Origin of the sequence: Exiguobacterium sp. OS-77, assembly GCF_000414195.2 — a bacterium.
In the GTDB taxonomy this organism is placed as follows: domain Bacteria; phylum Bacillota; class Bacilli; order Exiguobacteriales; family Exiguobacteriaceae; genus Exiguobacterium_A; species Exiguobacterium_A indicum.
In genome coordinates this window covers 1,047,226-1,058,917 of sequence record NZ_DF239008.1, presented here as the reverse complement: position 1 = coordinate 1,058,917, position 11,692 = coordinate 1,047,226, and the positions used below count along the sequence as shown (strand labels likewise).

At 43.5% G+C, this 11,692-nt stretch carries 13 protein-coding genes; 4 read left to right on the top strand and 9 right to left on the bottom strand.

Features of this window, described 5'->3' with window-relative positions; translation table 11 throughout:
• Positions 1–47 precede the first annotated feature (47 nt).
• The 3 genes from EXG77_RS05100 to EXG77_RS05090 are packed head-to-tail and all read right to left on the bottom strand — an operon-like array spanning position 48 to position 2,412.
• Positions 48–935 carry an RluA family pseudouridine synthase gene (locus EXG77_RS05100; RefSeq protein ID WP_035396678.1) on the bottom strand — a complete coding sequence of 296 codons (888 nt, stop codon included), beginning with the start codon at positions 933–935 and terminating at the stop codon, positions 48–50.
• Positions 936–953: 18 nt separating this feature from the next.
• Positions 954–1,757 (bottom strand): NAD kinase, encoded by an 804-nt coding sequence (locus tag EXG77_RS05095; RefSeq protein WP_023468882.1) that lies wholly within the window; start codon positions 1,755–1,757, stop codon positions 954–956.
• 10 nt (positions 1,758–1,767) lie between these two features.
• Positions 1,768–2,412, bottom strand: coding sequence for a GTP pyrophosphokinase family protein (locus EXG77_RS05090; protein WP_035396676.1), 645 nt, complete (start codon positions 2,410–2,412; stop codon positions 1,768–1,770).
• A gap of 117 nt (positions 2,413–2,529) precedes the next feature.
• Here EXG77_RS05090 and EXG77_RS05085 point away from each other — a divergent pair, with 117 nt between their 5' ends.
• Together EXG77_RS05085 and EXG77_RS05080 are read left to right on the top strand one after the other, a co-directional pair.
• Positions 2,530–3,090, top strand: coding sequence for a CYTH domain-containing protein (locus tag EXG77_RS05085; protein WP_052017102.1), 561 nt, complete (start codon positions 2,530–2,532; stop codon positions 3,088–3,090).
• Positions 3,091–3,184: 94 nt separating this feature from the next.
• Entirely contained in the window at positions 3,185–3,976 is a 792-nt protein-coding gene (locus EXG77_RS05080; RefSeq protein WP_023468885.1) for a DsbA family protein, read from the top strand.
• Between the two features lie 218 nt (positions 3,977–4,194).
• On the opposite strand, the gene pepF is transcribed toward EXG77_RS05080, so the two are convergent.
• From pepF to cls, 3 genes are all read right to left on the bottom strand, one after another.
• Complete coding sequence (pepF, locus tag EXG77_RS05075) at positions 4,195–5,997, bottom strand: oligoendopeptidase F (RefSeq protein WP_035396673.1); 1,803 nt, start codon at positions 5,995–5,997, stop codon at positions 4,195–4,197.
• Between the two features lie 64 nt (positions 5,998–6,061).
• Complete coding sequence (locus EXG77_RS05070) at positions 6,062–7,012, bottom strand: competence protein CoiA family protein (protein WP_035396671.1); 951 nt, start codon at positions 7,010–7,012, stop codon at positions 6,062–6,064.
• Between the two features lie 18 nt (positions 7,013–7,030).
• Positions 7,031–8,542, bottom strand: a complete 1,512-nt coding sequence (gene cls, locus EXG77_RS05065) for a cardiolipin synthase (RefSeq protein WP_023468887.1) — start codon at positions 8,540–8,542, stop codon at positions 7,031–7,033.
• A 68-nt stretch (positions 8,543–8,610) separates the two neighbouring features.
• On the opposite strand from cls, the gene EXG77_RS05060 reads away from it, so the two are divergent.
• A complete protein-coding gene (locus EXG77_RS05060; RefSeq protein WP_023468888.1) occupies positions 8,611–9,333 on the top strand; it encodes an SDR family NAD(P)-dependent oxidoreductase in 723 nt (240 codons plus the stop codon).
• A gap of 62 nt (positions 9,334–9,395) precedes the next feature.
• On the opposite strand, the gene mecA is transcribed toward EXG77_RS05060, so the two are convergent.
• The 3 genes from mecA to EXG77_RS16415 all read right to left on the bottom strand — a co-directional run bounded on the left by mecA (position 9,396) and on the right by EXG77_RS16415 (position 10,902).
• The gene (gene mecA, locus EXG77_RS05055) at positions 9,396–10,031 is read right to left on the bottom strand and encodes an adaptor protein MecA (protein WP_369815310.1); all 636 of its coding nucleotides are present in this window, start codon (positions 10,029–10,031) and stop codon (positions 9,396–9,398) included.
• A 162-nt stretch (positions 10,032–10,193) separates the two neighbouring features.
• Positions 10,194–10,592, bottom strand: a complete 399-nt coding sequence (gene spxA, locus EXG77_RS05050) for a transcriptional regulator SpxA (protein ID WP_012370920.1) — start codon at positions 10,590–10,592, stop codon at positions 10,194–10,196.
• Between the two features lie 172 nt (positions 10,593–10,764).
• Positions 10,765–10,902: a hypothetical protein gene (locus EXG77_RS16415; RefSeq protein WP_023468890.1), complete on the bottom strand. Its 138-nt coding sequence runs from the start codon at positions 10,900–10,902 to the stop codon at positions 10,765–10,767.
• A 224-nt stretch (positions 10,903–11,126) separates the two neighbouring features.
• Here EXG77_RS16415 and EXG77_RS05045 point away from each other — a divergent pair, with 224 nt between their 5' ends.
• Positions 11,127–11,660: an HD domain-containing protein gene (locus tag EXG77_RS05045; RefSeq protein WP_023468891.1), complete on the top strand. Its 534-nt coding sequence runs from the start codon at positions 11,127–11,129 to the stop codon at positions 11,658–11,660.
• The last annotated feature ends 32 nt before the right edge of the window (positions 11,661–11,692 follow it).

Here is an 11,692-nt window from a genome sequence, read left to right as displayed (position 1 = left end):
CAAATAAAAGGCAGTGGACCGAGTCCATTGCCTTTTATTTGTGTACTTTATCCTTCCAATCGAAGATCCTCAGGAAGTGGTGCTTCAAAACGAACCCGTTCTCCCGTCGCAGGATGAAGGAACGTTGCTGACGCACTATGGAGCGCCTGACGCGGAAGTAACGGGTTCCCTTGATACATCGTATCGCCAATCAAGGGATGCCCAAGAAAAGCAAGATGGACACGAATTTGGTGTGTCCGACCTGTCTCTAGTCGGATATCGAGTAATGAAATTTCTTGGTCAAAGGCTCGAACTAGACGGCTATTTAAGATATGAGTGATGGCACGTTGACCATCTGGTCGTACCATCCGTTCCATAAAGGAATGATCGGTTTGACCAATCGGTTGATCAATCGTTTGTACCGGTACGTTTCCGGGTGCATACGCTAAATAATGTCGTTCTAATTCATTAGATCGTTGCATGAGACTCATCCGGTGATGGGCAAGCCCGTGTTTCGCGAACAAGACAAGACCACTCGTATCACGATCGAGCCGATTAACGATATGGATTGCATACGGAATTCCTTGTTTTCGGTAATAACCAAGCACATAGTTCGATAATGAGCGTTCCGGATGCAGTCGTGACGGGATCGATGCCATTCCCGGCGGTTTATTGACGACGAGCAACCAATCATCTTCAAACAAAATATCAAGTTCCCCTTCTGTCGCCACCATATCCGGTGCTGGTGTCTCTTCCGGGAAGAAGACATGGACACGATCACCCGCGTGTAAGACGTCGTGGACGTTAACATGCTGACCATTACGCGTGATATCCCCATGATTTTTAATCGATACTAACATTTTCCGCGAAATCCCTAAGCGGGTCGTACAAAAATGACTGACACGCCAGCCATCCTCAATGTCAGTCACGATCTGTTGTAGCTGAAATCCATTCATGTTTCCATTTCCTTTACTTTAACGTCTTTCGTCTGCCAGGAAAGATTCCCGCACCCGTTGCCAGAACGGGAAAGAACGAAAACGAGCAAATTTCACTTTTTTATCAGAGACCCGGCACCGAATCGATGTCACGTTTTGATGAATGATCGAAGCATAGTGGTCATAGGTCATCTGAAAATCAATCGGATTAACGGGACGAATTTCGACATCATGATGTTTGGGTAGCAACATCGGTGAGCCGATCGTCCGGTAGACACGATTGTTGATGGAAGCCATCTCTGTAATTTGAATTGCTTCGAGCGCCGGGTGAACGATCGCTCCGCCGAGTGCCTTATTGTACGCTGTCGAACCAGACGGTGTCGATACACACAGTCCATCACCTCGGAATGTCTCAAAGTAGTCGCCTCGAATCGATAAATCGCAAACGAGCGTCTGATTAAAACTTTTAATCGTACATTCATTCAAGGCAAGCAGTTGGTTGTGTGAACCGTCCGCATAATCAATCGAGAGTTCAAGCAACGGGTATTGAACCGTCGCTAAATCCTGCTTCGCGATATGATCAATCAGTTCATCCATTTCTTCAGGGCGCCAATCCGCATAAAAACCAAGATGCCCCGTATGAATCCCAACAAGCGTGATCGTCTCTACTTGATCGAGATACGAATGAAACGCCTGTAGCATCGTTCCGTCTCCACCAATCGAGACGACGATTTCCGGCTGGCTGACATCAAGAATACATCCCCGATCCGTCAATGCCTGCTCGAGTTGCTGTTTCAGCGCATGAGATCGCTCATCATCACGAGCCGTGATTGCAAAACGCATGGTCATCCCCCTACTCTTTTAATCGTTCAGACGCCTTAGCGTCGCGTTGAAAGACGAGTTGTGCGTCTTGGATTTCTACTTTCAGCTGGCTCATCTCCGCATCAAGCAAAAATGCTGCCTCTGCTGCACGACGCAGACGCTCACGCGTCTCTTCCGGAATATTTCCTTGGTACTTATAATTCAACGAGTGTTCAATCGTTGCCCAGAAGTTCATCGCAAGCGTTCGAATTTGGATCTCGACTAACGTCGGAACTTCACCTTCGATCGTCTGTACCGGATAGGCAATGATGACGTGATACGATCGATAGCCACTATCCTTTTTTTGCGTAATGTAGTTCCGTTCTTCGACGATTTTAAAATCTCCGCGCGAGCGCAACAGCTCAAGGACATGAATGATATCATCGACGAATTGACACATGATACGTAATCCGGCGATATCCTGCATGTCTTGTTCTAATGACTCACGCGCAATTGCTTTTCGTTCCGCTTTTTGAAGAATGCTCTTTACAGGTTTGACCCGTCCTGTGACAAATTCAATCGGTGAATGTTCTCCCCGTTGCTGAAATTGTTTACGAATCGCTTTTAGCTTAACTTTCAACTCATCGACCGCGATCTGATACGGTGCAAGAAATAAATCCCAATTTTCTTTTGTCATCTGATTTGTCACCACTTTTAATCGAATAGTATTGGTTCACTGCCTGTTCCTACCTCATTCATGTTATCATATTTTCAGACATTCAACTAGAAAGGCGTGATTCCGATTAGACAAGAATTGGAAATCGAATTTAAGAACTTATTGTCTGAACAAGAATATCTATCGTTATTTACCCATTATGCATCAGCTAAACAACCCATTTGGCAAGCAAATGATTATTTTGATACGCCAGATTTTGAACTTCGAAAAAAAGGTGCTGCATTACGGATTCGTGAGAAAAAACAAGGGCTCGTCCTGACTTTAAAACAACCCCATGAGGAAGGGTTGCTTGAAACGCATGTCACGTTATCATCAACTGAAGCAGAAGATCTGTTCAAATACGGTCTAATTCATTCCGAAGAGATGAACGAACAGCTAAAGTCATTTGATTTACAGGGATCTTTGGAGCATTTAGGTCGATTAGAGACAGAACGAATCGAAACCGTGCTCCCGGAAGGATTGCTTGTCCTTGATAAAAGTCGCTATCTCGGACACACCGATTATGAGTTAGAGTTTGAGGTCAGTAACTTCGAACAAGGGCAAAAGGATTTCGAGCGACTTCTTTCAGAACATGACATTCCCCAGCGCAAAACAAAAAACAAAATCGTTCGCTTCATGGAGCGTAAAGCGCTTTCTTGATTTTTCGTGTAAGAATGAACAAGCAAAACCTTTGCTCTTTCTTTTTTTTCGTTGCTAAAATAGGGTAACGATAACAACAGGAAGGGGTGAACGGATGGAACACTCACAATGTAACGGATCTTATTGTTCATTGGACGAACCATCGATTCAACAACCGACGAAACCTCTGGAAATCTATCATTTTCTAGATGTGACACAAACGGATGGTTTACGGTTGATACCCGTCCTCAAGAAGCTAGAACTAGAATATGGTCATCTGTTCCGTCTTCGGACGATTGCAACGATTCCATGTGCTCCATCACGATCTGCATGCGATATGTCACCACTCGTCATTCTAAAAGCAATTGAGCTTCAAGGAAAGACGTTTGGTATGCGATTCATGCGACGCCTTCGAATGCTTCATAACGTCGAAGGAGAAAGTGCTTATAGTCGCCCATCATTGATGCGGCTAGCAGAGGCATTAACGGAGTATGGTTTGGATTTAGAAGAGTTTCATCGTGATGTCTCGTCGGATACGATTCAGCAAATGCTCGAGAAAGAAACCGAACTAGTCACCGATTGGGATGTTCGGATTCTTCCAACACTCGCTTTTGTCGGAGACGAAGAAGCGATCAAAGCAGAAGGACCTTATGAGTATTTGGTGTATGTCTCGATCTTAAGTGAATTACTAGATCATACGATCGAGAAACAACCGAAGCCACCACTCGAACAATTCTTGAGACGGTATGAAACAGCAACAACGGCTGAAATCGCCTTTATTTATGATGCTCCTGAATCCCAGATTGAACACGAATTAAAAAAACTGGTCTTGCAACAAAAATGTGCTTCTCTATCGTACTGTGATGGAAAAGTATGGCGTCATTTAAAAGATTCGGCACACGCATGATAAAAACAATAAAAAGGACAGTGAAGAATTCTTCACTGTCCCTTTTTAGTATTTACTCATAGAATAAGAAAAAGTCCTTCATGACGAGAAGGACTTTTCTTTTGACCACTGGATGGGGGAAAAAGAGAATCGACTGGGGAACGTGACCCTCTTCACAATATAAGTATATCGTGGACTTCGCCTCTTTTCCACTCTTTGTTCACTTTGTCACAAAGATGTCACTCTGCTAACAAAGCTTCAAATTCATCTAGGACACGTTCAAATTGACGCAATGCTGCTTCAACTGGCGCTTTTGTTGTCATATCGACACCCGCAGCTTTTAATACTTCGATTGGATAATCACTTGATCCCGCTTTTAAGAAATTGTTAATGTATCGCTCTACAGCAGGTTGTCCTTCTTCTAGAATCTGATCCGTCAAAGCAGCGGCAGCAGAAATGCCCGTTGCATACTGATAGACATAATAATTGTAATAGAAGTGTGGAATCCGAGCCCATTCTAGACCGATTTCTTCATCCAATACAATTTCTTCTCCGAAGTATTTTTGATTCAACGTATAATACGTTGACGTTAAGAATTCCGGTGTCAGCGATTGGCCAAGACGAGCCGCATCATGAATTGCATGTTCGAACTCGGCGAACATCGTTTGTCGGAACAATGTTCCACGGAATGTTTCGAGTTGATTGTTTAATAGATAGAGTTTTTCTTTACGATCCGTTACTTTCTTCAATAGATAGTCGTTCAACAATGCTTCATTCGTCGTTGAGGCAACTTCTGCGACGAAGATTGAATAATCACCATATGGATATGGTTGAGACTTCCGCGTGTAATAACTATGGACAGAATGTCCGAATTCATGTGCGAGTGTAAAGAGGTTGTTGATGTTGTCTTGCCAGTTCATCAAAATGAACGGCTGTGTATCATAAGCACCAGAAGAGTAGGCTCCACTCCGTTTACCACGCGTCTCTCGGACATCAACCCAACGTTCAGACAATCCTTCTTCGAGGATGTGCTTATACTCTGTTCCAAGCGGTGCAAGTCCTTCAACCATCAATTGTTTCGCTTCCTCGTAAGAGACTTTCATCTCCACCTCAGAAACGAGCGGTGTGTACATATCATACACGTGTAGTTCATCAAGTCCAAGTACTCGCTTACGTAAAGCGACGTAACGATGGAGTAATGGTAAATGCTCATGTACCGCTTCAACTAATCCATCATAGACTGACTCAGGAATCGCATTACCATGTAAAGCTGCTGCGCGTGCCGATGGGAACTTCCGGACATCCGCATAGAAGTTGTCTTTCTTAACTGACCCAGCAAGTGTCGAAGCGAGCGTATTCGTGTATTTTGCATATGTTCCATACATCGCTTTAAATGCAGCTTCACGGACCGAACGATCAGATGACTCGAGGAATGTGATGAAGCGACCATGTGTCAACTCTGTCTCTTCTCCGTCTTCCCCTTTGATTTTCGGGAATGTCAGATCTGCATTGTTCAACATGCCGAACGTCGTACCGGATTGACCGAGTACTTCTCCTGCCTTTGCAAGAATCGCTTCTTCCGCTTCCGTCAGGACGTGTTCACGCTCTTGATTCAATTCATCAAATGCATGACGATACATCGCAAGATCTGGATTCTCATTAAGATACGTCTCAATCGTTGACTCAGGTACAGCTAACAATTCTGGTGTCATGAAAGCAAGTGTTGCTCCGATTTGCGACGCGAGCGTCCGAGCACGGTCATTCATAGCTTGGTAGAAGCTGTCTGCTGTATTTTCGTCATAACGCATGTGCGCGTATGTATAAAGCTTATAAAGGCGTCTTGAGACTTCGTCGCGTAACTGTAACCCTTCATAGAGTGTTTCTGCACTCTGTCCAAGACGACCCTTATACTCGACGAGTAATGGAAGCATCGCTTTCACCGATTCGAATTCTTCTTCCCACGCTTCGTTCGTTGCGTAAATCGACTCTAGATTCCATGTTTCTGTAACGTCAACATCTTGACGTGTTAATACTTCTGCCATTTCCCTCACTCCTTTAATTCAGTTATACCTGTTTTCTTTTCGACAAACAATCGAAGTGCTCCTGCTAAAACAGCTTATTCGCCTCCTCGATCCGTTCCATCCATTCTCCGACGAGAGCATCAATCAAATCTCTTTCAATCGATAGATTCAATTGGTAAAGCAGTTGATTTATGGCATGTTCTAGATGGATTGAAGTATATCTCCCTTTTAGCTTTAAAAAGACTGCGATTTGAAATTCAAAGGGATGGACAGGGAGAAATAATAGACGTGTGATCGGAAGAAACACAAATGAGGGAAGGTTTTGTAGATGGAGACCTGCTTGATACAGTGGGGTCTTGAGAATGCGTGGAGGTAATGAAGGATAAAAAGGACGTCTCCGATAGCGATGAACGATCCCTTGCCATCGAGCGATTGAAAATTTCCGAGGAAATGATGAAGGCTCTGTCGAGAGAAAATCAGATAACGAGAGCGATTGAACCGTGCAATAGACATGGTGTTTTGCAAAAGGAACTGGATGTCGAAATCTCCGGATTTGATTCTCGACGATCAGATCCAAATAATCATTTTGTAAAAATGCTTGTCGCATCCAACCCTGCAATCGCAACGTGACACCATGTGAAGGATGAAATCCGATCCACCGAACCGTTTGTTCTTGTTTCGCATCAAGTAATGCTCGTCTAATCCATTCTTCTGCCGACATCGGAGAACGTTGAATCTCAATTCCAAGTTTCTGTTCTGGTATCCACAGGTCAAAACGTCTCTCTCCAGTCACCCATTCAATTTCGACTTGGATACCTGCATTTATTAAAGAATCGGCAATGCGCTTTTTCCAGGACATATGCACACTACTTTCTCCTGAACAAGCTGAGATATGTGCAAAATGTGGTCGTCGTCCTTGCCTGACGCGCAAGGGCTTCAGGCAATACGGACAACGTAAGGACATCGCTTTTAATTCATGGATGGGAAATCTGTGAATCATGATGCGTTTACCAGAAGCATCAATGGCTTCAAACATCTGAATCGTCCCCTTTTTCTAGAGTAACGGTGAGAATAAACGTGAAATCGATTCAATCAATCGACGGCGTAATGGACGCCGATGGAACATATCAGCATCAACTTGTGTCGAATGGCTAAAATCTTCATAAAAATCACGTGTTAGTTCATGGACAGAGTTCGTTCCATATAAGAAAGCATTCACTTCGAAATTCAAATGAAAACTACGTAAATCCATGTTCGCTGTCCCAATCGTTGCGATGGCGTCGTCCACAACGATGACTTTCGAGTGCATGAATCCTTTATTGTATTCGTAAATTTTCACACCAGCTCGTAGCAAGTCATCAAAATAAGAACGGCTCGCAAAAAATACGATTTTATGGTCTGGAAAGCTCGGTAGCAAAATACGGACATCAATCCCTGCCATAGCAGCTGTCTTCAGTGCTGTCATCAGGTCTTCATCCGGTATCAAATACGGAGAAGCAATATAGACTGATTCACGCGCTTCCGTGATGAGCCCGAAGTAAAGTGATTTCATTGCCTCATGTGGCTCATCAGGACCGCTCGCAATGATTTGAACACCCCCTGTTGCTTCTTCAACGTACTCAAGTGGCTCCATGTAAAACGGTGTAAACAGCCGTTCACCTGTCATGTAATACCAGTCTTGGAGAAAAATCAGTTGGAGTTCAGAGACAGCCTCTCCCCTTACGAGAAGATGGGTATCACGCCAAAAACCAAAATGTTGATCGCGACCGATATACTCATCCCCAATGTTGATTCCGCCTGTAAATGCAACCGTTCCATCGATGACGACAATTTTCCGATGATTCCGGTAGTTCGATTTACTCGAAATAAACGGTAAGACGACAGGGAAAAACGCGCGAACCTCAACGCCAGCCGCCTGCATCTTCTTGAAATAATGCTTATCCGTCGAAAAACATCCGACTGCATCATAAAGAAAACGGACCTCGATTCCTTGCTCGGCCTTTTCAATCAACGCTTCCTGTAGCTGAAGCGCAAGTTGATCATCCCGTACGATATAGTACTCCAAATGAATATGATGCTGTGCTTGACGAATCTCTTCTAAAAGAATCGGAAACTTTTCCTGACCATTCGTCAAGATTCTTGTATGTGTATTATACGAAATCGGAAGACGACTGATTGAATCGATAAGTGTCACAACTTTTCCATAACGCCCTTCTTGGAACACTGATTGGTGTACCCCTGCCTTAAACTGGGTACGATATTTAATGTAAGACTCCTCATCAAGCATTGCCTTCAGTCGAAACATTCGTTTTCGGCGGTAGTTCTGACCAAATGTGAAATACACGAATACGCCAACGACAGGCAATGCCATCATGACGAGTGCCCAGACGAGCGTTCGTTCTGGGTTCCGATTTTCGAGTAGAATGATGACGAACACGCTCATGACGACCAAAATGATGACGATGGACAGCCAACCTACCATGTAGACACTCCAATAGTAGGATAAAAAGGCAATCAAGCCGATGGTCAAGATGAGGGTCATGAGAAGTTGTACACGTCGTAGCATGAATCCCCCTCCTTTTATGTAAGTAGTACAAATCGTATTTAAACTGATGACAGAAAGGAAGCGTTTAAATGGGTACGTATATCATTACTGGTGCAACAAGTGGAATTGGTGAGGCAACTGCGCTTCAACTCATCCGAGAGGGACATACTGTCCTTGCGATTGGTCGTAATGAAGATAAAGGATCCTCGCTTGAATCAAATGGAGAAGGACGTTTATATTTCTTCCCTGTCGACTTAACTGATTCCTCTGCAATCGATGCGTTCTTTGAAGAAACACAAGAAGATTTCCCAGAAATCGATGGTATTTTCAACAATGCAGGTACTTTCGGTAAACCCGTTGCACCTGAACGTGTCTCCGATCAACAAAAAGAAGTATTCCAAGTGAACTATCACGCACCCGAACGAATCATCCAGCTCGCGACGAAACGCTTTTCAAAAGGTGCTTCCATCGTCAATAATAGCGCCATCGTAGGTCATGTTAAGTTTCCAGCAATGCTACTGCCTTACGCTTCGTCTAAAAGTGCTTTACTGACGCTAACAAAGACATACGCCGCCCGCTTCCATGGTAAGTACCGATTTAATGCGATTTGCCCGGGACCAGTCGATACAGCGCTCAGTCATGCGTTATATGGCGGGAAAGATAAATTTGACCTCGCAATGAAACATCACCTTCGAGGTGAGCCTGCACAACCTTCTGAAATCGCTGAGGTCGTTTGTTTCTTATTATCAAACAAAGCGAGTTACATCAACGGTCAAGCGCTCATCGTAGATGGAGGCTATACCCTCACTTAATACCAGAACAAAAGGAGGTATCACGATATGTGATCCTCCTTTTCCTCGCACTTTTTCTGACCTTAGTTCGGAAAATGTTTCCGAATGAACGGAAAGACATCTGAAGCAATGATCTGTTTCCCGTATTCAGCTACAGGATGTATTGTTTGTTCGCTGAACTGGAGATACTCTGCGATTAAACTCATGACGTTTTCTTGCGCTTCTACGTTCACATCATCTTCGAAATGAACATGCAGTAAATAGAGCCCATCTTTTTGATAAAGCGCTGTTTCAAGTTCTGCGAATACAGGAGCATTCGCATATTGACTGAGCGCGATGATATGTTCGAAATCGCGAGTTTCAAATAAAACATCTTGGCTTAACTCTGTATCTTTATCTTCTGTCTCAGACATCGCTGATCGTAAAAGTGAATCGAGTTCGTCTTCATCGACTTGCTCGCCATCAACTGCATTTTTCGCGATCGTTACAGTGACTTCAAGACCTTTTTCAAATGCTTGCACTTGTATCCACAGTGGACCTTCGAAGGAGATGGACTCTTTTTCATTCGCTTCGTCCATCATCTGCCAGAATAACTGTTCTCCCCGTTCCCGGTTATACCAAATCTCATCTCGGGCAAAACCACGGCGTTCGATGTCGGTGTACGTGATGAAGAACTTGACCGTATTGTCATTGACGCGTTCGATTTTCAAACTGTCCACTCCTTTCTTCTCGTTCCTTATCTAGAATACGAACGAGGACATAACTTGGATTCATGGTTTTGAATCCGAAGGATATATTTCTATTCCTTTGTTATCTTTATTTTAACCTTTTTTATCGGTAACAAAAAGCACACTGCTCACGAAGCAGCGTGCTTTTTGAAATTACTCGTTGACAAGACGCTGCGCTTCCAAAAGTTGGAACGTACGCACCTTGCGAGGTAAGAATCGACGAATTTCATCCTCGTTGTATCCCACTTGAAGGCGTTTTTCATCAATCAAGATTGGGCGACGCAATAATCCCGGGTATTCTTGAATCAAATCGTATAGATGTTGCAACGATAAGTTTTCAACGGAAACATCGAGTTTCGAGAAGACTTTTGAACGTGTTGAGATAATCTCGTCCGTTCCATCTTCCGTCATACGAAGAATCTGTTTGATTTCATCGAGCGATAATGGTTCAGAAAAGATATTACGTTCTACGAACGGGATTTCATGTTCTTCAAGCCACGCGCGTGCTTTCCGACAAGAAGTACAACTTGGTGAAGTATAGAGTGTTACCATTGAAAAACATCCTCCCCCTGATTTAACATCATTCAACACCTATGTGAATAAGCAGATATTGATGATGGTTCTATTACTTGACAGTTTACATCTAATAAAGCAGAAAACCTAGCTTTTTTCTAAAGATGAAAGAACTTTTCGTAAAAAAGCTTGTTAAAGCCACCACGTGGCTTTAACAAGCTGGCGTGTGATCAAATGGCTGAGAAATCGTCTCTTTTGCTTTAGGAAGTTTCATTTCTTTCAGTTTTTTCTCTAAAATGTCCCGCAAAAGGCGCTTCTTCAGCTTTTTCTTCTTGTCACGTTCTTTCATATTCCGACACCCCATTCGGCCCGAAACAGAACTAACAACCATACGAAAGCGAATAAATCATCTTCTACACTAGTAAGTATACCACGTATCTCAAAAATCTATTCCTACTTTAAGCAATTAAATATGTGAGATTGTCGATTGATAAATGAAAAATAGTTGCAATTTCTTTCAAATTTCTGTAGAGTATATAGAAATATCAACGCTCAGAAAGGAGTTTTTCATTCATGGCATTAACACTCGTTACGATTCTCGATCATCCGATCGCTCAAAAATATTTATCTCGTTCTGGCTTGAATCATGCGATTTCAGTAGCGGAACGCGCACTGACACTCGCTACGAAACGTGGTTTAGATGCTGACACTGCTACGAAGGCAGCACTCTTACATGATATTGGTCATTACGAATGGTATACAGACGGCACTTGGAACTATGATTTATATCGCCAAAATGATATTCATGCCATTAAAGGAGCTGAACGTGCTCATAAACTATTGATTCGCCTTGGTGAAGAACCAGCACGCGCAAAAGAAATTGCTCTCGCTGTTCTTTTGCATACGGATTCCTATCTCCCACCAGGTGCGATCAACCGAACACCTCTTCAACAACTTGTTCATGATGCGGATACGCTGGAAGAACAGCCGGGCGGACTCCATCATTACGAAAAAATTGACTTTGAAGAAGCCATGCGTCGTCTTGATGCGATCGATTCAGTCGTCCACCGATTTGCTCATCTACCGCGTATCGCATCAGAAAATTAAAAAGGCATTTCCACGATCAACGTGGAAATGCC